This is a genomic window from Gelidibacter algens, from assembly GCF_001678675.1.
Taxonomy (GTDB): Bacteria; Bacteroidota; Bacteroidia; order Flavobacteriales; family Flavobacteriaceae; genus Gelidibacter; species Gelidibacter algens.
Genome location: NZ_LZRN01000010.1, coordinates 16,787 through 39,657, shown reverse-complemented (window position 1 = coordinate 39,657; position 22,871 = coordinate 16,787). Strand labels below are relative to the sequence as shown.

The 22,871-nt window shown below is 37.3% G+C and carries 17 protein-coding genes; 13 read left to right on the top strand and 4 right to left on the bottom strand.

Features of this window, described 5'->3' with window-relative positions; all coding sequences use genetic code 11:
* Positions 1-195 precede the first annotated feature (195 nt).
* On the top strand, positions 196-1,260 hold the full coding sequence (locus A9996_RS06745; RefSeq protein ID WP_066432545.1) for a hypothetical protein: 1,065 nt from the start codon (positions 196-198) through the stop codon (positions 1,258-1,260).
* A gap of 122 nt (positions 1,261-1,382) precedes the next feature.
* On the opposite strand, the gene A9996_RS06740 is transcribed toward A9996_RS06745, so the two are convergent.
* Entirely contained in the window at positions 1,383-1,703 is a 321-nt protein-coding gene (locus A9996_RS06740; RefSeq protein WP_066432542.1) for a hypothetical protein, read from the bottom strand.
* A gap of 351 nt (positions 1,704-2,054) precedes the next feature.
* On the opposite strand from A9996_RS06740, the gene A9996_RS06735 reads away from it, so the two are divergent.
* Both A9996_RS06735 and A9996_RS19540 read left to right on the top strand, forming a co-directional pair.
* Positions 2,055-3,083, top strand: a complete 1,029-nt coding sequence (locus A9996_RS06735; protein WP_066432541.1) for a TIGR04086 family membrane protein — start codon at positions 2,055-2,057, stop codon at positions 3,081-3,083.
* Positions 3,084-3,212: 129 nt separating this feature from the next.
* Positions 3,213-3,365: a YqaE/Pmp3 family membrane protein gene (locus A9996_RS19540; protein ID WP_083993873.1), complete on the top strand. Its 153-nt coding sequence runs from the start codon at positions 3,213-3,215 to the stop codon at positions 3,363-3,365.
* A 417-nt stretch (positions 3,366-3,782) separates the two neighbouring features.
* On the opposite strand, the gene A9996_RS06730 is transcribed toward A9996_RS19540, so the two are convergent.
* The 3 genes from A9996_RS06730 to sbcD form a co-directional block, all read right to left on the bottom strand.
* Complete coding sequence (locus A9996_RS06730; RefSeq protein WP_066432538.1) at positions 3,783-4,403, bottom strand: MarC family protein; 621 nt, start codon at positions 4,401-4,403, stop codon at positions 3,783-3,785.
* Between the two features lie 146 nt (positions 4,404-4,549).
* Positions 4,550-7,582 (bottom strand): AAA family ATPase, encoded by a 3,033-nt coding sequence (locus tag A9996_RS06725; protein WP_066432537.1) that lies wholly within the window; start codon positions 7,580-7,582, stop codon positions 4,550-4,552.
* Positions 7,583-7,585: 3 nt separating this feature from the next.
* Positions 7,586-8,785 (bottom strand): exonuclease subunit SbcD, encoded by a 1,200-nt coding sequence (sbcD, locus tag A9996_RS06720; RefSeq protein ID WP_066432535.1) that lies wholly within the window; start codon positions 8,783-8,785, stop codon positions 7,586-7,588.
* 357 nt (positions 8,786-9,142) lie between these two features.
* On the opposite strand from sbcD, the gene A9996_RS06715 reads away from it, so the two are divergent.
* The 10 genes from A9996_RS06715 (at position 9,143) to A9996_RS06670 (ending at position 22,733) form a co-directional block, all read left to right on the top strand.
* On the top strand, positions 9,143-10,132 hold the full coding sequence (locus tag A9996_RS06715) for a DNA topoisomerase IB (protein ID WP_066432530.1): 990 nt from the start codon (positions 9,143-9,145) through the stop codon (positions 10,130-10,132).
* A gap of 36 nt (positions 10,133-10,168) precedes the next feature.
* Positions 10,169-11,575, top strand: a complete 1,407-nt coding sequence (locus A9996_RS06710; protein WP_245905243.1) for a GIY-YIG nuclease family protein — start codon at positions 10,169-10,171, stop codon at positions 11,573-11,575.
* Between the two features lie 359 nt (positions 11,576-11,934).
* Entirely contained in the window at positions 11,935-12,453 is a 519-nt protein-coding gene (locus tag A9996_RS06705; protein ID WP_146608902.1) for a hypothetical protein, read from the top strand.
* A gap of 401 nt (positions 12,454-12,854) precedes the next feature.
* Positions 12,855-13,250, top strand: a complete 396-nt coding sequence (locus A9996_RS06700; protein WP_066432526.1) for a hypothetical protein — start codon at positions 12,855-12,857, stop codon at positions 13,248-13,250.
* Positions 13,251-13,520: 270 nt separating this feature from the next.
* Entirely contained in the window at positions 13,521-13,919 is a 399-nt protein-coding gene (locus tag A9996_RS06695; RefSeq protein WP_066432524.1) for a VOC family protein, read from the top strand.
* Between the two features lie 586 nt (positions 13,920-14,505).
* Positions 14,506-15,021 (top strand): GNAT family N-acetyltransferase, encoded by a 516-nt coding sequence (locus tag A9996_RS06690; RefSeq protein ID WP_245905244.1) that lies wholly within the window; start codon positions 14,506-14,508, stop codon positions 15,019-15,021.
* Between the two features lie 371 nt (positions 15,022-15,392).
* Positions 15,393-17,213 (top strand): LysM peptidoglycan-binding domain-containing protein, encoded by a 1,821-nt coding sequence (locus tag A9996_RS06685; protein WP_066432517.1) that lies wholly within the window; start codon positions 15,393-15,395, stop codon positions 17,211-17,213.
* Positions 17,214-17,264: 51 nt separating this feature from the next.
* Complete coding sequence (locus A9996_RS06680; protein WP_083993871.1) at positions 17,265-19,874, top strand: T9SS type B sorting domain-containing protein; 2,610 nt, start codon at positions 17,265-17,267, stop codon at positions 19,872-19,874.
* Between the two features lie 17 nt (positions 19,875-19,891).
* On the top strand, positions 19,892-20,833 hold the full coding sequence (locus A9996_RS06675) for a PorP/SprF family type IX secretion system membrane protein (protein ID WP_066432513.1): 942 nt from the start codon (positions 19,892-19,894) through the stop codon (positions 20,831-20,833).
* Between the two features lie 10 nt (positions 20,834-20,843).
* A complete protein-coding gene (locus tag A9996_RS06670) occupies positions 20,844-22,733 on the top strand; it encodes an OmpA family protein (RefSeq protein ID WP_066432652.1) in 1,890 nt (629 codons plus the stop codon).
* Positions 22,734-22,871 lie beyond the last annotated feature (138 nt).

The window sequence follows — 22,871 nt, the reverse complement described above, 5'->3', positions numbered from 1 at the left end:
CTCTTTTTGAAAAATATGAGGGTGTTGTGAGATAAATAAAATATAAATTGACACAGCTTTTTGTGTTGATTGAAATAAAATGAGCATTTTTGAGTCTCTAAAAACTGGCGTAGAACATAAGGTTTAAAACTAGTTAGCCTGTTACGAATAAAGAACTCAAAACCAAACTAACCACCTGTATTGAAAGCAACGCTTATGAAACCCCAAATCAATAAAAGAAACATCCTTTTAGGCCTTACATTTTTAGTCTTGGTATTTTCATGTAGAACAGAAGACGATTTAAGTATAGATCCAGATACAGCTATAACTTTAAAAGCAAACTCAACGGTGGCCAATTTAATGGCGCGGGTTGCAACGCTTGACGGTTCTGAAGATAATATTATAGATAAGGCCAGTTGTTTAAAAGTGCAATTGCCCGTAACCGTAACAGTTAATGGACTAGTTCGTGACATAAACGACAAAGACGATTATGGAGATATTAAAAACATCATTGATTTGTCAAATAGTGACGTAGATACTATTGTTATTTCTTACCCTATCACAGTAATATTTACTGATTTCACCACTATGGTGGTCAACTCTGATTCTGAATTGACAACACTTTCCCTCAATTGTGCTGGAGAAAATGAGGAAGATGATGACATTGAATGTTTAGATTTCATATATCCCGTTACAATCTCCTTTTTTAATGAAAAAACAGAAGCGATCAATTCCATCCCTATCAACAATGATAAGGAAATGTATAATTTTATTGAAGATTTAAATACGTACGCCGCAGCCACGATCAATTTTCCAGTGACCATACTTTTTGCAGATGGCAACACGCAAACCACTGCAAATGTTGATGAATTGGAAGCTACAATTGCACAGGCAGATAACACTTGTGATGAAGATGATGATATTGACTTTAATGATGATTGTGATTCTTGCTCTACAAATGAGCTCCAGACTCTTTTGGTTAGCTGCGATGAATGGGAGATAGAAAGGTTAAAGCGAAATAATAACTATCTTATAGAAAAAGAGGATGACTATGAGATTGAATTCTTTAATGATGGCACCTTAAAGGTAGTTCATGAAACAAATACATATAATGGAACTTGGGTAACCTCAGGATCGGGAGCTAACATTACCTTAGTACTTAATATCACTGGATTACCAGAAATGAACGACAGTTGGAACTTGCAAAAAATAGATAAGAAGAAAGAACATATTGAATTCAGATCAGGAACGGCACAATTGCATTTTAAGGGTGATTGCTAAGGAAGAAGACTGATCATTCCTAATAATTTTTTTTTGATTGTTGGCTTGCCAATTTAGTTCTAGATTTTGAATTACTGCAAGAATGAAGCAGAGAATAAGTTAAACGAAATTACTGTAGGTAATCAAACAGTTATACCTGTCCATAACATAGCTCTCATCAATTCTGATTCTGTATGCATTAGTGACCATTCGATTTTACCTGAAGTCACAAATGTGCTGAAATAAAAATGGTTCAAGATTTCTAAACCAACTAAACCACTATGGACTTCAAGTCCATAGGTTTTTTTAAATAGACTGAAGGTCTGTTGAATTAGTGAAATAAATAGTATCTCATTGCGTGCGTTATTAGATAACGACGGTTTCGTGAAAATTTGTGAAATTGGTGGGAAAACATTTTTAGAAGCTAAAGCTAAATGCACTAAAGTACATAGTTTTGATTCCATTTGAGACCAATAAAGAACAGAATTCACAAACACGTGCTACTCCCTTTTAGTTACATACTACTTTTCGCATAAAAAGCTAACTGATTTTTTCACGTCCTATTATCCCAATCCAGTTGGCATGCCTATCTCCTTATGATTTTAGCCAGAGGCAGCTTCTCTTTAGCACCTTTGCCTTCTGGTCTTTCCTTATGTTATACGTCGGCTTTTCTAAACATCTTCTCTCATTGCACAAAGATACACGTACAGCTAAAAGAGACATCAAATAGGTATTGCTTCAATATTTGATGGAATAGAGCAACTAATTGAAAATCAAGTGGTGTATCTTGAAAAAAATTTAAAAACCATAAAATTATGAAAACACCTTACACACCTTATGACACGGTAACCGACAAAATCTCCAGAATATCATGGGGCGCGATCATTGCGGGCGCTTTGACTGCTTTGGCCGTTGTTACCATGCTCAACTTGTTGGGTCTTGGCATTGGCTTGTCTACTATTGACCCTATGTCAGCAAACGATACTTTTAAAGGACTTGGCACCGGAACGTTAATTTGGTTGGCGCTCTCCAATCTTGCTGCTTTATTTGTAGGCGGGATGGTTGCAGGACGCATGTCAGGCTTTCCTTCACAAAAGGATGGAGGCCTCCACGGGTTTTTAGCCTGGGCCCTATACGCTGTAATTTCATTTCTAATGATAACCTCTGCTGTTGGTTCTATGGTCAACGGCGTATCCAGCACAATATCAGGTGTGTTTGGAGGTTCTCAAAACGAAACCGTTAAGGTAATACTTGACAAAGCGAACCAAAAAGGGGAAGACCAAACCTCACTGTCTTATGACGCTATCAAAAGAAACATTATTCAGTTGGTCAAAAAAGGCGAAAAATATAATGTGCTTCCTGACGATGCTTCTGAGAATACAACGGAAGTGATGAATGAAGCTAAACAAGATGCCACAACGGCCTTTAATGATTTAAACTTAGACCAGAACATCGATGCATTTTTTAATGATCTTTCCTTTGATCTAGACGATAATGGCGATTTGGATATCAGCGTTGATGGCGATAAAGATTTTCTTAATAAAGAAGACATCAAAAACTACCTGACTGAAAACACTGGGCTTACTGAATCTGAAATTGATGGAATGATCAACAAGTGGGACAAAAAAATTGAGACCGCTGCTGATAAAGCTGAAATGTACTATGCCCAGGCAAAACAGAAAGCAATAAAGTATAGCGACAAGGCTGCTGATGCTGCAGCTACGGCAAGTATTATTGCATTTGTAATGTTCCTTTTGGGTGCCTTAGCTGCATGTTTTGGAGGGGCAACAGGTTCTCCAGTGCGCACCATTGGCGAAGAGGAAAGAGAACATGACGTTCACTAAAATCTTTTTAACTCAAGATACCTTTAGAATTTTCAAGTATTAAGGACTGTAACTTATAAATGCATTACAAAGGTTGCAAAGCACTTAATCAAATATCATTATTTTACTAATATTTAAAACATATAAATTATGTCACTAATAACAATTATACTAAATATTCTTTTACCACCATTGGCCGTTTTTACAAAGCACGGCTTGGGCGGCACCTTCCTAATCAGTGTGATCCTTACCTTAATTGGATGGATTCCTGGGGTAATTCATGCCTTTATTGTGAATGACTAGGACATTACGACACGTTTGACTTCTCACTATTTTAGAAGTTGTTCGTTAGTGAATAGTATTTAAAGACGCTCAATGAGCGTCTTTTTTTTGTTTTATTAGTTGGAATATTTTAGTTTTTTTAAGGATGCTTTTCAATGGGAAAATTTTTAGACTTGATTTGAAAGTATCCCTATTGGTTTTGATGGTTTGGATTGTAATAGGGTCATTTTACTGTAGATAAAAACCCAGTTAATAAAGTTGAAAATTTTGCTTACTCTATGAAGATGACAGATTTGATCATATCAAAAGTCTTTAAAAATCCGCAGTCAGGTGGCACCCATTCAATGTCTTAAATAGAAATCTGCCGCTCGAAAAAGTTGAATCCAATTTATCCCATAAAAATACTTTAAGGTTCTCAACTTTATCCTGCAACATTTATTATTGCATTAAATTAAAGGAGATTTTAATTCCTTCTATGATCATCCCTGTTCCTATTATCGCAATAATTAATCCCATAATTTTCCCAATTACAGAAATCACATTGTAACCCACTAGTTTAACAATGTACTTGCTCAATCTAAACGTGATATAAGTCAATAAACTCATAGACCCAAAAATAGCGATCACCAAAAATATTTGTAAAGTTTGCGCATTGGATACAAAATTCATCGCCGTCACAATCGTGCCTGGACCAGCCAAAATAGGAATGGCTAATGGCGAGACCGCAATATTTTCATCAATATGTACATCTTTAATGTTTTTTATATTGGATTTTTTTGATTGCAACATGTCAAAACCAATGTATAAGATTAGGATGCCTCCTGTAATTTTAAATGCAGGGATACTGATATTGAACAATTCAAAAATATATTTGCCCAGTAAGACAAACACGGTTACAATGATAAACGCAATAATATTTGCTCTTTTATTAATGTCTCTTTTTGTTCTTTCGTCCGCACCTTGGGTTAGGGATAAAAAAACAGTCATGTTTGATATGGGATTGGTTATCGCAAAAAAGCCCGTAAATACGGTAATTGAAAAGGTAAGTAAGTTATCCATTGGATGCTAAATTTTAATCGTGTAAGAACTTGAATTACGCCTTTATTTCCAAAGTTATTTTGAATTATTTATCAGAATTTATGGTGTCCTAAAACGTAGAGCCCATATCAAGGCCAATACATTCTTTTTTTGATGGCATTCTTAATTTATATAATTTCAATCGTGCTATAGCCAGAACCCATTTTTTCCAATCGTATTTGCGTAGAAATCCGATCTTTCAAAGCCTCCACATGTGAAATGACCCCAATAGATTTATCACCTTCATTTTGCATTTTCTCCAATATAGTGATGGCCTGATTTAAGGTTTCAGGATCTAAAGTGCCAAAGCCTTCATCGATAAAAATGGATTCGATTTTGACGTTTTTAGCGGCCAAGTCAGATAAGGCAAAAGCCATCGCCAAACTCACCATAAACGTTTCGCCGCCAGACAGGGTGTTTATCGATCTTCTGGCATCTCCCTGATGGCAATCAAACACTTTTAAACTGTCGTTTTTATCAGCTTCATCTGCCGTAGGAATATCAAGAATGTACCGATCACTCAATTCTTTTAATCTTAAATTGGTGTAGCCAATCAACTGTTCAAGAGTAAGATCCTGAACAAAGTTTGAAAATCGTTTCCCGTTGGCATCACCTATCAATCCATTCATGGTTTTCCACAACGATTCTTCTTTTTTTAAGGCTTTTAATGTAGTCAGCAGCGCTTCTTGCTTTTCTTTAGCCTTTTTATCGGCATCCAGTTTGGCTTTAATAGTTCCGATTTTTTCACTCAAACTACCAAATTCCTCATCCAGTTTTTGGTATTTAGATTCCAGTGCAGCGATAGGTTCAGCGGTGGTCACCAGTTTTTTGAAGTGTTCAATCTCCTTAAGGGCGTTCTCTTTTTCGATTTTTAATCGCTCTTGTTTTAATTGTAGCGCATTCCTTTTTTGACGGATGGCTTCTGCTTTTACTTCCGGGAGTATAAATGCTTTTAAATGTGATACGGTTTCAATATTCTCGCTTTTGAGAATCTCAAGCAATTGTTTTTCAATCGCATTTCGTTCTTTCGAAATGTCCTCAAGTCGTACTATTAAAGTTGAAACCAATTTACTGGCATGGCCTATATTTTGAATATTTGCAGACCATTTGGAGTTCAAGGTTTGAACTTTTCTATCGATATCATCGCCATCATACAGTTGTTTCCTTTCCGCTTCTTTTTTCATTTTCAAATCGGAGCTTATAATCCACTGTTCGGTTGTTTGATTTAAGTTCACTAGTAATTTTCTTAATTCAAACGCTTTTTTTATCTGTTCAATACCTTGCAATTCACTGGATACCATTTTTTCTAAAGCAGTAATAGCATCAGTATCTTGCACCGTTTTAACTTGAAGGGAATTACAAAGTTTTTCAATTTCTTTAAGCTGTGGTTTGATAGTCTCACTAATCGCATTGATATCCCGACTTAAAACAGTACTTTTTTTCTGTTCGTTATCCAGGTTGGTTTGCGTTGAAACTTTCAAATCGCGTTTGGCGGTCAGCAATTCTTTTTTAGACTTCAAAGCGTCTTCCTTTAAGTCAAAAAATGGATTGTTTGCAGCAAAAGGATGGTCTAGCGCGCCACAAAGCGGACATGCTTTGCCATCAACCAAGACACTTCGATGCGCCTCCAAACTTTGATGTTTTTTGCGATCCTCCTCTTCTTTGGTGAGTTTAGTAAGGTCTATTTCCAATGCTTTGAGTTCTTCTTCCAATGTCTTTAGAAGTGCAGCATACTTTTCAACCAGCTGTTTACTGACTATCAACTCGGCATCTTTTAAGCCTTTGGTTTTCATTTCTGAATTGTACTGGGTAAACACAATTTTTAAATCACTTATCAGAGATGATTTTGTCTTTGCATGTGCTTCCTTTTCAACCAATTCCTCGTCATTCTCAATTGTGGTTGTTTTCAGGAATTTCTCGATTCTGTCCTCAACGGGTTGAATCGTCTTTATAAAAACCTCAGGCTCCTGGTCAAACCGAATTCTTTCTGAATCCCTGTTTATATCCAGAAGCATCTTTTTGATGTGCTCTTCATGAAGTTTTGCTGCGGTAATTGCCAGCGTTTCCTGCTCCTTCAAATTACTTACGGCTTTGCGTAGGTTTTCTAAACTGTCAGTATAACTTTCAGGTTCTGCTTTCCTTCCTAAAAGCCCGGCAGCTTCTCCTAGTAAGATATCTTTATCTTTTAAAACTCGGGTTTCATTTGTTTTCTGACGGGTAAATTCTTCTGTGGTTTCTTTGAGTTCCTTATCCTTTTGTTCAAAATCAGAAATCAGTTTTGCATGACCCACATATTTTGAATGCTTTTCTAAAACGCCTACCTCCTCTTTGAAGTTTTCAATAGCTATCGATAATTCCTTTTGCGAGCTTTCGTTCGTATTTAAAATATTATGATGTTTCCTAATCCCCTTCTGATGTTCAATCTCTACTTTTAAAGAATCAAGTTCTTTCTTTTGGGTAATTTTGGCTTTGGTTAATGTGGCTTCCTGAGCAATGAAATCCTTCTTTGCTTCCTCTGGGAGGAGTTCAATTTCGCCCAGCCTTATCTCCTGCGCTTTGGTAATTTCTGTTGCATTTTTAAACTTCTTAAATACCGCTATCCCAATGGCTCTATAGTCTTTCGCGCCCGTAATATCCTCCAATAATTGATTGCGTTTATCCCGTGGCGATTTTAACAATTTACTAAATTCTCCTTGCGACAGGACCATCGCTTTTACAAACTGATCATAGCTAAGCCCTATCAGTTCTTCATTTTTAGTGGGCACTGAAGATTTGCCACTTTCAATAATGTCGCCTGTAGCAACATCAATAATCTCCTGCTTCCGATCATTGAGGTTGTTGTTGCGATTCCGTTCTATAGACCAATGCGATCGGTATGATTTTCCGTTGACGATATACTCCACTTCCGCGTAACAATCCCTTGCATTCCGTGTCATAATGCCACCTTCGCCATCAATAACAGATTTGCTGATGGCTCCTATTCTGGGCACTTTGTTGTATAAGGCCAAAGTAATAACATCCAGCAAGGTCGATTTTCCAGATCCCGTGGGTCCGGTAATAGCAAAAAGTCCGCTTTCAGCCAAAGGTCCTGATAAAAAATCAATATGATGCTCTCCGCGAAGCGAGTGGATATTTTTAAAACTGATTTTACTGATTTTCATAACTTAAAGATTGAGTTCTTCTAAAATTTGACGAAAGGCATTTTTTAACTCATCGGTATGTTCTTGGTGTCCATCAAGCTCCAGTCGTTTTTCGAACATTTGCATAGGCGTCACATCAGCCACGCTTATTCCTGGTTGAAACGCTTCAGAAGCGCCTCGTACTTTATTTATAAAATTTAATTTCGATTTTATGATTTTGAGTTCAGGGTTGTCATGAGTGTCTAATAGTTCTTCCAAATCCTGACGAATTTGGACATTTTCGTCTGGCTCATTCACTATAATTTCTGCTAATGAAATGAGCTGGCTGCTCAGAGAATACTTTTGTAATTGTGTTTTGACCTCTTCAAGAGTGCCTTGAAACGCTACTAAATTTCGAAACTTAGGAATGGGAACGATGTCAACATCGACATGTTTACCAGTAACTGAAATAATGTTGACTTGTTTGACCTCTTCTTTTTCACTAAAACTCAAACAAACGGGAGAGCCGGAATAATGGACGTTCTTTAAAGTTGAAACGGCATACGGTTTATGGATATGACCTAACGCCACATAATCAGGTTCTTCTCCAAAAATAGTACCTTTAACACTGGCCTGATTACCAATCTGAATATCTCTCATACTCTCAGATACATGGGCTCCCTGAACATATAAATGACCCATCACTATAAAACAAAGGCCTTGGCAATGCTGAGTATAATGGGTATTAATGGCCGAAAAATAAGCTTTAATGCCTTCCCTTATTTGCTCTATTTTATCGTTATATGATTCTCCGGCCACTGACTTTCTAATATCCTTATCCCTTAAAAAAGGCACGCCGGCAATAACCACCTGCTCCTCTCCTTTACGATAATTATAAAATAAATCGCTGATGTTTTCTGGTGCACCACCAACCACATCAATATTCAAAAAGCCGAGAATTTCTTTAGGGGCATTTAAAACAGAGGCCGAATCATGGTTCCCGCCAGTAATGATGATTTTACAATCTGTCCCAATCATCCGTTTTAAAAAATTGTAATACTGCTTTAACGAGGCTTGTGACGGATTTGCTTGATCAAAAACATCTCCTGAAACCAACAATACATCAATGTGTTCTTCTTTAATTTTTGCCAAGAGCCAATCAAAGAACAATTCTAAATCTGGCGATAAATCAATTTTATGCAACTGTTTGCCAATGTGCCAGTCTGAAGTGTGGAGTATTTTCATATCTAAAGAATCCGTGGAGTTATAATATGCTGAATGTCATGAAAAAAAAACGAGAGTTGTTATTAACACCCTTTATTTTATTAAAGCCTAAACTTAAGAATTAAATGTGTTTTTTGCAGTGGAAAGTTTAAAATAAAAGATTAGGAGTATCCAACATTTTGTGAGGCTTGTATGTGTCACAATTATTGCGATGAGCTAGAAAATCCTTGGGTACCATCAAAAATTTAAAGTGCAGCAGTAGATAGGTTCGGACATTTTTCTTCTTCCGATATTTCGTAACAGATCAAAATTCTTAAGAAGAACACAATTTTAAAGAAACACTACATTTTTTGTTCTACTTTTAAAATAAAAACGGCAATGTACCATAGAAAAAAACACGGGAAAGGGTTTACTTACCAAGATAAGAATGGTAGGACTATTACAGACAAAGACATCCGTAAATGGATCCAATCCCTTGTTATTCCCCCAGCTTGGACAGATGTGGAAATTGATGAAAATAGAAAAGCCGACTTGTTGGTGACTGGTCGTGACGATAAAGACCGAAAACAATACATCTACCATTCCAATTATACGGAAAAACAAAATTCCAAAAAATTTGATCGGATTATCAGTTTTGCCGATCAATTGGAACATATGCGTCGTGTTACGGGTCAACATTTACGGAAGCGAACCTTGAATCGGGAGAAAGTGATGGCCACCATGCTCCGATTGCTGGAATCGGCCTTTTTCAGACCGGGGAGTGAAACCTATTCCAAAGAAAATGCCACCTATGGCCTCACCACGTTACGGCACAAACATCTTACTATTGAAGGAGACGAAATGATTTTTAGCTATAATGGCAAGTCAGGTCAGGAACAAGAAAAGCATGTCGTAGATAAAAAATTAGCCAAAATTGTTCAGGAAATTGATGATATGCCAGGCTATGAAATTTTTAAATATCTTGATGAAGACAATAACATCATTGACGTAAAAAGCGATGATCTCAATACGTATATCCGCGAAGTGATGGGCGAAGAGTTTTCAGCAAAAGATTTTAGAACCTGGGCAGGAACTATGATAGCCGCAATTGCTTTGGACGAGTTGGGCATTGTCGTGGAAAAGGATCAAAATTTGTTGGATAAAAATATAAAGGAAGCTGTTAATCGGGTTTCAGAACGATTGGGCAACACGCCATCGGTGGCAAGAAGTTCTTATATCGATCCGCGTATTATTGACGATTATACCCAAGGACGAACGCTGCAATACTTCGAAAAAGAAATAAACAAGTTGCTCAAAAAAGCCGAAAGTCTTTCTAAAGAAGAAATTGGCGTGTTGTGTATGCTTCGTAATCGTTTAAAAAAGAAATAACCACACATCACTTTTGGGTAAAAACCGAAGCCTTAATTGCAGCGCTTAGCTATTGATTATTCAATACTAGCCGCAGCCATTCCAACAGTTTTTTCAGTTCGCGCCCTAAAACTTCTTATTTTTGCTCATATGATTTTTATTTATTTGCAAACGATACCTACGGGCAAAAAAGGCGTTATTCCGTATAGACTGACCTTGAAAAACGATGACAGTTTAGAAACCGCCACGTTTACTTTCAGACCTGAAAGCGTCATTCCCAAAAAGACTTATGAGCAACACCATCTTGACAGATTGGAACTGTTGGCTGCTCCCCCATTTTGCGATAGTGCCGATGAATTGATTGAAATTTTTCAGAATAACCCCTTGGTGTTTTCAGATGCCAAACAATTTCAACTTCTCAAATCTCAATTCAGGACTATTGGCTATAATTTTAATCTCAATCCAAAATATTTGTTTTACGGTGTCGCTAAAGATAAACCGAATGCTATCGACGCTTATATACAACGTCATGGCAATGATGTCATGCACGGTTTGGTATACGCTGAAGCCTATGTGGAGCTGATGCGCATTTACCACAATGAAAGTTTTGAGCTCCAGCAAGTTGCTGCGCCAACCTCTTCTTTATCCGCCAATTTTGAGCTGTCAACATACAAAATGGCACCCGGAGTTTACTATTTTCTTAATGAATCTAAAGAGGTGATTTACGTGGGAAAAGCTAAAAACATTAGGAAGCGTTTACAAAGTCATTTCTCCAAACAAACCAAAGCCAGCACCATTGATTACCCAAAAGTCAAGAGTATCAATGTGGAATATTCAGGGAATGATATTCTAGCCCAGCTTATAGAATCGGCTAATATAAAAGTGCTGAAACCCATTTATAATACCCAACAGGTGGCAGATCCTGCGCCTTATATTATTAATAAAAGCAAAACGGCCAAGGGTATTTCTAAATTACAGATCACCCGCAAGGATATTAAGGATAATATGCCTGAACGATATTTCAACAGATTATCGGTAAAACAATCGCTTGATAACTTCTGTTCTGACTATGATTTGTGCAGAAAACACTGCGGCCTGGAAAACGTCAAAGGCCCTTGCAGTAATTACACCGTTAAAAATAACCCTTGTGTCTGTGCCGGCGACGAATCTATTGCCCATTACAACAAACGTTTTGAGCTTGCCTTTTATAATTTTGGAAATAGGAAAGCGCGTAAAATCTACAAGCTCAAAGGCAGAAACAAAACTGAAGATGCCTTTATCTACCTCGTCAATGGCATTTATGAAGGCTACGGATTTATTGATAAAGACGTCACCATTTCTAATGTAAATGATATTTTAGGTCATTTAATTGTACAGAGCACTAATTATGATACCTCGAGGATTGTGAGTGGGTTGGATAAAAGTATCTCTCCTGAGCATGTTTTAGATTTGAGTGGGGTTTGATGAGTCTATCACTTACATAACAGGCCAATTAAGAATCTTATCATTGTGAAAACCTTTGCTATCTCTTCATGGGTTGACGTTAAGCATTAACCCTTTATATGGTTTTGATAAATATAACAAACTGTATGGTTGAATGTTTTATTTTCTTACATTGCTAATTAAAAAAAAGTAACTTGTACTCTTGTGCCACTATTATGTTTTGTGACGGGTACTAATGGTGCTGGGATATAGAAGTTGCGGTTAATTTGAGACAAAAATCTAGTATTAAAAAATAGAAAAAAAAGATTTTAATAATAATTTTAATTGCTGTTAATAGTCATTTTATATCTGCACAAAACAACGAGGTAAACACATATTATTTGACAATAGATTTAAACATGGGAAACTATTTCGGAGTTGACTACGCTTTAAATTATGTTTATAAAAATAAATATTCTCTAATAGTTGGCTTTACAGGGAATGTTAGAGAACCCAAATCACAACCTGACAATTATAGCGGAGGACTAAATGAAATATTTAGTATTACAATCAAAAACCCATATGACCATTTTTTAAATTATAAAATCGATTTCGGTAGAATCTACAAGCTAAATAAAAGAGTTACTATAAGAGCAAATATTTCATTTGGAGTTGGTTACACCATAATAAAAGAACCAGGAAATTGGCAATTTGTTGATAGTGAAGCTGGGATTAATCTTGCAGAAAATTATACTTATACCTATCGTGAATACAATACATTAAGTTTAATAATAAATCCAAAGATAGAATTTCCAATAACAAAATATTTCGGATTATCTGGTTCACCGATGATTCAATTAAATAAAGACAGAACATATTACGGTATAGGACTTGGGATAATGCTAGGTAAATTGGGATAATAAACTAACCATAACACCTATAAGCCATTGGACAGTGCCAATTTAGAACCCCCGAAGCGTCGGGGCTTGGGAATTATCAAGCGGAGTTTTGTACTTTTATTTGCTCGCGTGTGAGGCACGCAAATGCTCATACAAGAAAAACGTTGCCCACACATATGAGAAAACTGCTAACTACAATATTTACAATTTTGGTTTTGACTTCAATTTTCTGGAATTGTAAGACAAAAATAAAAGCAGAGACACCTATTCGAGAATTGATCCCGACCTGCCTGAAGAAACGTTTATGCATCAATTAAATTGGTTTCTCAACAATAAGTTGATTAGCGAAAAGGAATACTATAAAAAGAAAGAAGACTATAAAATAGCTAAACTGACCAATCAGTAAAACGACAAAAATTAATATGAAAATACGGTATCAAAAAAAGCAGTTAAGAATTACATTGATCTTTGGAACACTGTGGTTCATTTTCGGTATCATTCAAATATTCCTATTAAGCTCTGATGAGGGTGATTGGATCAATTATTTGTGGATGGTACTTTCGTTGGCTTACTTCGGCATGTATGCTTACCAACATTATAATCAATATCTTACTTTAGAAAACGGATTTATAAAAAAGGGTAGCCCCTTTGCGAAGAAAATAAATCTGACTGAAATTAGGCAAATCAAACACTTTGCGGGAGACTATATCTTAAAGACTGACAACAGTCAACTAGAAATTAACATAGCACTCATTGACCCCGCTTCGTTGTCAGAATTGAATATGGAATTAAAAAAATTAGACGTTGAATGGGTCTAAGAACAATCAGCATCAATAGTGAAGAATGATTCATTTTTTTTTACTGCAGAACTGCATCTAATTCTTTGGTCTATCTAAAATAAGTGCAATTCCATCATCGTGACCTACTCTTTGTATCTCCTAGTCATTCAAAAATTTAATATAAATTTTACGGAAGCGTCAATTTTTTTGAGTCGTCAAAATTCAAAACCTTCTATTTGAACTAAAACTTAGTGTATTTGGGTCAACCATTCCATCATGAACTTCCTAATTTAGTGAAAATTAGAAATCATGAACGTACAAGCTTACCTCGCCTTTAATGGCAACTGTCAAGAAGCACTCAGTTTTTATGCAGATCTTTTCAATGCCCAAATAAAGAACCGTCAAACTTACGAAGATAAAAAAATAGATGTGCCATCGTCTTACCGACAAAAATTGCAACATGCTGAGCTGAAAGGCAAAGGAGTAGATTTCATGGCCTATGACGCTTCTCCAGACACACCAATAAACCATGGAAATCAAATCCACATGAGTGTTGATATAAATAATGTGGAAGAAGCAAAAAATCTCTTTGAGAAATTATCACAAAAAGGTCAGGTACACCATAATTTTAGAGAAAGAGAATGGGGTTATTTTGGCAGATGTACGGACAGATTCGGAATCAATTGGATGGTCAATTGTGATAACTAACTTATGTAAAACAACAAAACTTCCAAACCATATAAATTTCAAAAATTTAAAAGATATGAAACCCTCATTTTTACTAGGTACAGCGTCGGTACTATTAAAAAATAGAAAGCGCAAATTATATTAGTCGGGCTCCAATTTGGTTTTTTGGTCTATAAATTAATGCAAGACAAGGACAAAAAATCTTACAAAAAAAATAGAGCGATTGAAATAAATAAATCCGAGTTCAAATATCATGTCATAAATGCGCATCTTCATGAGCTGTTTTTATGTTTGGTATTTGACCTCTAATTGCTTTGTGAATTTATTCGATTTTACGTGTATTTACGGAGCACTCCATTCTTCACTTCAAATTTTCATCATAATTGATTCCTTAGAATTCTCCAAAATCAAACTTGAATGAAAGTTATCGCCATAGGCGTATCTGTTCTATCCTCACAAATTTTCCAATAACAGTAGATCTTGCCTTCGGTTAAACATTCATGATCCTGATTCAAAAAAGGATACACCATTCACCGTGATAATCCTAAAAATATAAATTACTTTCGCCTCATAGCAGATCCCTACAAAACAACAATTACTATTTCTGATGATGAAAATCCTACTGAGCAAAATGGATGATATCGATGCCATTTTTAAAATTTATGACGACGCCACTGCCTATCAAAAAACCGTCACTGACAAACATTGGCGCGGATTTGAAAGAACACTTGTGGAAAAAGAAATCAATGAAAATCGCCATTATAAAATCATGGAGGAGGATGAAATTGGAGGTACCTTCCTTATCGCCTATAACAATCCCGTAATTTGGGAAGATATGGGTGCTGACAATGCCATTTATCTTCATCGTATTGCTATAAAATCAAGTTTTAGAGGCCGTGCCTACACTAAAAAAATTGTTACATGGGCCATCGATTTGGCAAATGACAACAAAAAGTCTTATGTGAGATTGGACACGCATAGCGGAAATGAAAAAATAAATACCTATTATAAAAACTGTGGATTCACCTATAAAGGGATTCGTAGCATTGACTGGAACAAAGAGTTACCTGAGCATTATAAAGACGGTCCTTTTAGCATCTTTGAACTTGCAATTATATCTTAGCTCACACCTTTACACTACAATGAAGGCACATCCTGTGGACAACATCTTTGAATGGTGCAATAATAAAAGCTGAACGACTTATAAGCGTTTACTGATTATTGCTTTCTGACTTCCAATTTCGACGACATCATCTGTTTGCTATAGCAATTGGATGACCGACTATTACAAAAATCAAACGCTGAAACATTGTAAGAGACGTCTCAGCAGTTCCCCATTTTTATTTTATTTAGAATCTGAAGTCTCTAAACTTAAGAAAAAAATAGACTAAAAAAAATAAATAGTCACCGAAATAGTTCACTTGTCGGATTTTTTGGTACTTTTATCAGATTATTTGTAACCCCAATACTAATTTTCAACCCTTAGTGATTAAAATGAACGGCCTATTTAAGTTTTGTATACTACTGTTTTTTTGCTTTAGTTTTTACACTGGTGTTTCGCAAGAAAGTCTTCAAAGACATACTGTAAGCGATGGTGAAACGATAGCTTCAATAGCAAAAACATACAAGGTTTCGACCGATGAGCTTCAGAAAGCCAATGTGGGCCTCCTCAGTGGTATTAAGGTAAATGACGTATTAATCATACCTCAAAATGGTGCTAAATCTGACGGTAAAACAACCTATACCGTTAAAAGAGGTGACACAAAATTTAGTTTGGCCAGATCTTTTGGGTTGACTATCAAAGCGCTTGAATCATTAAATCCACAAATTGTCCCAACACTTCTAGAAGGTCAAATTTTGAATTATGCTAATGAAAACCATATTAAGAAATTACCTGTAAAGTTAGAAAGCTACGTGGTGACTAAAGCGGATACTAAATTTGGAATTGCCAAAAAATTCAACACTACGATTGCTGAACTGGAACGTGTCAATCCGTATATCGTTAAGATGCTCCTTGTGGGACAGACCATTCAAATACCATCCGATAACTTTAATAGCACTACAAGCGCAAGTAACAACGCAAATGAGACTGTAAAGACAGCTGTTGTTAAAAACACTGTTATTGCCAAAAAAGAACCAACAGAAAAATACGTTGCACCCGTTGAAAAAGCCATTGAAACCCTACCACCTGCTGCCAACAGCAATGTGAACACCTCAGTGACATACACTAATTTGGCAGCGTCACTTAACACTTCAAAGCAAAAAAAACTTTTATTTTTTCTTCCTTTTTCACAAAGTGAATACCAATCTTATAAGATAGACGACAACTTTGATAGGGTTTCTGACAAATTCAAAAAATCCCATTTGGAATTTTACAGAGGCGCCAACCTCGCCATTGATTCTATCAAGAAGCTCAAGCTCAATATAGAAGTTGATATCTTGGAAGCAAAAAATAAAATCAAAAAACCGGAAATTGAGAGCTTGGCAAAACTACAGCAAATCTCTACTTATGATGCAGTTATTCTACCTTATTACGACGCTGTTGATGAAGAGCTTGCCGCACTAATTGAACCTGATAATATTCCTGTTATAACGGCTTCACTTTTAGCAAACCAAAACCCTAGCAGTAATTTATACAGTGCGTTGCCAGCTGCCAATCTACAACGCAAAAAAATATTGGATTATTTACGTTCCAAAAAAGGCAATATAATTATCATTAGCGATGTCGATCGAGACCAAAGTAGAGCCGCTATAGCTGAACATGCACCAAACGCCACTATTATTGACCTTGACACAAATGGCACCTTCAGTAAGGACGAACTGATAGGAAAGCTGAAAAAAAATCAAGTTAACTTTGTCATTCTCGACAGTGAAAGAAACAGTGTGTTCATTAGTTCAACCAACATTCTTTTGAGCGAGTTATCAAATTATGACATTCAAATTGCTATTATGGAATCTAACCTGATTCCTGATAAAAGTGATGTTTCCGTAAAGAGATATCAGATCTTGAGGTTGCTCTTTCCGTCCTTTGTGCCTGCTCAAACGCCCTCAGACACGAATAACTTTACAGCAGCCTATCTTAAAAAATATGACAGGATACCCACAGAGAATGTCCTATTAGGATTTGATATTACTATGGACACCTTATTAAGAATGGCTCAAGAAGGAAGTTTTCAAAATTCCGCAGAAAACCAAGTAACCGCATACACCTATTTAAAATTTGATTATGAAAAGAATGCCAAGGGAGGATATGGCAATCATGGAATTTATATATTGCACTACGACTCAGGTTACGCTATTAAAGAAATTAACTGAGTTATGGAATGCTAAACCAGTATCTAATCGACGGCATGCTCCATTGAATTTATGAAAAAAACACTACTTAACAAACTGCTTACTAAATACATAATTACACTCTTTTCTGTAATGGGTGTGATTTTTACTTCAGCAGGACAATGTCCTATTGTGGTTGCCCCTATCCAAACCTTTTGTGATGTTGAAACACCAACAATAGCAAACCTTAGCGCCACAAATAATGGCGGTGGCGTGATTTGGTATGCCGATGCAACATCAACAACCCCACTTTCTAATAGTATTGGACTTGTTAATGGTGAAGATTATTATGCTGATGACGCTTCAGGTACTTGTGGATCAAGGCAACGTGTGGATGTTACTATTTATGGTCCTCCTATTGTCTTAGGCTATCAGGGCGTTTGTGTTGATGATGTCTCTGAAGCCACTATTTCAGATTTGTTTGCCAACGGAAATGATGTCAGATGGTACACTACATCTACTGGCGGCACTGCTTTGGCAGGAACGACTATTTTATCAGACAATACTTATTATTATGCAGACCAATCCAATCCATTTACAGGGTGTAGAACTTCAAGAATATCTGTTGAAGTTCTGGTGGGAGTAGCTCTTATGCCAACCGGAAGTCCTCTGCAAGTTTTTTGTTCAGACACTCAATATACCGTAGCAGATCTGGTAGCTAGTGGCGATAACGAATGGTATCTCACCAACACATCTCCCAATGCTTTAGACCCGTCAACACCTTTGGTTGATGGACAAAGTTATTTCGCTACAACTCTTGATCCGCCTTGTAAAAGTGCCGCACGTTTGGAAGTAACAGTAGTATTCGAAGAACCAAATAATGCTGGCAGCAATGGTGAAATAGAAATCTGCCAACTAGGTGTGACGGGCTCCGGAAGCATTAATTTATTTGAAGCCCTACTCGGTACGCCAGTTACTACAGGTACATGGTCTGGACCAGTACCAATTTCTAACGGCAACACGGGCACGGTAAATATGACTTCTTTGACCGAAGCTAATAGTCCATATGTGTTTACTTACAGGGTTAGTTCTAAGGCCTGCGCACCCAGTACCTCAACTGTAACTGTTTTTGTTATTAAGGGTTCAAACCCTGGTATGGATGGTACACTAGCCTTATGCAGCAATAGTACTGAACAAGATCTTTTTGACAGTCTGAAAGGTGACCCTGAACCCGGTGGTATCTGGTCTCCTGCTCTGGCAAGTGGCACTGGTGTTTTTAATCCTGACCTAGATTTAGCTGGCGAGTATACTTACACCGTTCAAGGCGTGCCTCCTTGTGGGGACGCTACGGCTAAGATAACTGTAATTGTTAATCCTGAAGCGCAACCAGGTACCAATAGTACTCTGACGCTTTGTGAAAATAGTGCACCTATAAATTTATTCGACAACTTGGGTGGCAATCCTGATTCTGGGGGCTCTTGGACACCTGCGCTAAATGGTGGCGCTAATATTTTTGACCCATCAAAAGACCTTGCTGGCAAGTACATTTATACGGTTAAAGGAATAGCACCTTGTGGAGATGCCTCTGCTGAGGTAACCGTGGTTATAGCTCCTGTACCAAATGCAGGATCAGATGGACGTTTGGCAATTTGCAGCAATGAAGCACCACAAAATCTATTTGTAAGCCTTGGTGTAGCTGACGGAGGTGGCACTTGGTCCCCTCAATTGGTAAGTGGCACTGGTTTTTTTGACCCAACCAAGGATGCTGCTGGTAGCTATACCTACAGCGTAACCACAGATTGTGGGACAGACTCTGCCAATGTGATCGTGTCCATTATTCCACAACCTAATATTACTGGGCTAACCCTTAGCGCCAATTCCATTTGTCTCGACGAAGCAGTAGACATCAATTTATCTGGTGCAACGCAACTTGCCAACGGGAATTACAGTCTTAACTATTCACTTTCAGGTGCCAATACCTTAGAGCAAACGGTAGCCGTAACTATTACTGATGGAAGCACAACTATCATCTTGCCTGCTTCACAATTGACCACTAGTGGAACAACAACGTTTACCATTCTAAATCTTTTAAACCCAGTAACAAATTGTGGCACAGCATCTGGTATACTGCCTATGGTGCAATTTAGCGTAGAAGACGCCCAAACGCCACAATTGGTGACTGGTGGCGCTTCATTTTGTGAAAATGATGATCCTACCCTTGCCAACTTGACAAGCAACCTTATAGGAGGATTTATTATCACCTGGTATGACGCACTAGAAAATGGGACCGCCTATGGTGGAGACACTCTTTTAGTAGACGGCACCACCTATTACGCTTCAAACACGACCACAAATAATTGTGGTATCGCCATCCGTTTGGCAGTAACTGTCAACATTGAACTTTGCGAGCCTTTAAAAATTGTTATTCCTGATGGCTTTAGTCCTAATGGGGATAATATCAATGATACTTTTTTTATCAAAAACCTTAGAGAACTCTACCCTAATTTTAAATTGCAAATTTATAATAGGTATGGTAATGTACTTTACAAAGGTGACAACACCAGGAATGATTGGGATGGCACCTCAAATCAAGGACGCAAAATTGGAAATGGCATTTTGCCGGTAGGGGTTTATTATTATATATTGGAATTTCATGACGGGGACACTAAAACGATACAAGGTAGCGTCTATCTTAATAGGTAATCTGAATAAATGTATCTATGGGAATTAGAATTTTAAAATATACGCTTCACAGTTTTCTCCTCCTGATAGGACTATCAAGCGTGGCACAACAAGATCCGCAATACACGCAGTATATGTATAATATGAGTGTGATCAATCCTGCCTATGCCACTGAAGGAGATCTAATCAATGTGGGAGCTTTGTACCGCTCACAATGGGTGGGTACTGTGGGTGCACCAAATACTGGGTCTCTTTTTGTACATGTGCCTTTACAAGAAAAAATACAGGTGGGACTCTCTGTTATTAACGATCAAATTGGCAATGTGGTCAATGAAACCAATGTATATGCAGATTTTGCCTATATTCTACCGGTAGGAACCAACACAAAACTCTCTTTGGGTGTCAAAGCCGGAGCTACCTTTTTCAATACCAACTTTAACGGATTTGTTTATTCTGATGATTTGCCAGATCCGGCATTCGCCAATAACCTGAGTAAAACATTTCCAAATATTGGCGCTGGTGCTTATCTTTTTGGAACAAATTATTATGTAGGCTTCTCTGCACCCAATTTATTAAATTCAAAACACCTTGAGAATGATAGCGGTATTGTTGCCAATGGTGTTGAAGACCTTCACTTTTTTCTTACGGCAGGGTATGTATTTGACATCAATGAGCAGTTGAAGTTGAAACCTGCATTTATGACCAAATCGGTGGCTGGAGCGCCATTATCAATTGATTTAACCGCGAATGTCCTGATCAACAACGTGCTTGAGGTTGGTGCTGGTTATCGGTTTGATGATGCCATTACGGGTCTTGCCAATTTTAGGGTCAGCCCCTCCATGCGCATTGGCTATGCTTATGATTATACGTTATCCAATCTGGGCCAATTCAATTCAGGATCTCATGAAATCATGATTTTATTTGATATAGACACACTAGGAAAACCAAAAGGATATGATAAATCGCCAAGATTTTTCTAAAATAACAACCATGAAAAACGTTTGCCTACTTCTATTTTTACTTGTTGCGCAATGGTCAGTCCATGCGCAAAGACCGAGCTTGAAAAAGGCCAACAAACTCTTTGCACAAAAATCTTATGTAGAGGCGGCAGAAATCTACCGAGAGCTTGGTCAAAGTCAGGAAGTACTACAAAAACTAGCCGATTCATACTATTACAATTCCGAAATGAAATTGGCCAGAACACCTTATGCCGGATTATTTACTAGCTATAAAGACAGTTTGCAACCCGAGGTCTATTATCGCTATGCCCAAACCTTGAAAGGCGTGAAGGATTATGAAAACGCCGATAAAATTATGGGCGAATATTTGGGATATGTTGTAAACACCGAGAAATTTTTGACCAATCTTGATATGATCGTGCCATACCACTATACCATCCAACAGATGAACGAAAGTTCTCGTACTGGCGATTTTGGTATCTCCTATTTTGGTAATAAAGTGGTGTTCGCATCGTTCAGAAATTCCAAAAACCCAACCTATAGCTGGAACAATCAACCGTATTTAGACCTTTATGAAGCTGAGGTTTCTCAAGACAAGAAACTGATCAATATCAAACCCTTTTCAGACGCAATCAATACCAAAACCCATGAGAGTAACGCCACATTTACAACAGATGGCAAAACCATGTATTTCTCTCGTACAAATGACAAACGCGTGCTGATTGGAGAAGAATTGGTGGCAACGGTTAAGCTCTTTAAGGCTCAACTGGTAGACACGTTGTGGACTAATATTGAAGAATTGCCTTTTAGCAGCGACTTCTACTCCACACAACACCCAGTGCTGAACAGAGACAATTCAAAACTGTATTTTTCGAGTGATATGCCCGGGAGTTTTGGTTCTTTTGATATTTTTTATGTGGATCTCACCACTAGTTATGAAGGTTATGTAGAGCAAAGCTATAGTGATCCTGTTCATCTTGATAAAACCATAAACACCATCCACAGAGAGCAATTTCCATTTTTGGATAGGGAAAACACGCTTTATTTTGCTTCAGATGGACATCAAAGTATGGGCGGATTGGATATTTTTATGAGCAAGGTTTATAATGGTGTCTATTCCAAACCTCTTAATTTGGGCGGAACAATTAATTCAGAAGGGGATGATTTTGGTTTTATCCTCAGCCAAAGAGACGACACCGGCTATTTTGCATCCAACCGTACGGGCTACGACAATTTGTATGCCTATACACGCAAGGATAACGAACGCCAGTTTACTGTAGAAGGCAATGTTATTGATAAAAACTCCAAAAACTTACTTGCCGGAACAACTGTGACGTTGTTTGATGAAAATGAGACACTTATAGGCCAAATGGTGGTAGGCGAAGATGCGCAATATGTTTTTAATACTGAGCCCAACAAAACATATATTATTGAAGCTGATCGGGATTTTTATATCTCATCCTCAGAAACCTTGACCACTAATGATGATGGCAATATTACCTTTAATATTGAATTGTCCATTGAATCTTATGATGATGCCGAAGACATTGTAGTTACTAAAGATGATGGCTATACGTATATCGAATTGGAAAATATCTATTTTGAATTCAGTAAATGGGAAATTAAGCCAGAGGCCGCAAGAACGTTGGACGTGCTGGTTTACTTACTGAACAAATATCCACGTATGGAAATCCAATTGGCTGCACATACTGATAATAGAGCCTCTGACTTGCACAACCTGCATCTGTCACATCAAAGAGCCGCCGCTACCCTAGAGTATTTGGTAGAAAACGGCATTGAAAGAAGTAGACTGCGTTCTAAAGGCTACGGTGAACGCGTGCCTCTTGTAAAGTGTGATGGAGATTGTAGTGACGAAGAACATGCCATCAACAGACGTTGTGAGTTTATGATCCTGAAATAATGGTGTACTCTTAAAGCATGTTTTTGGTAACATGCCCTAAACTGAAAAACATAAAACAGACACATTGAATTATAAATAAGCAAATAGCAACTTTTAACCGCTTGTTCTAACCAACCAAGTGCAATCGTCTACTCTTTT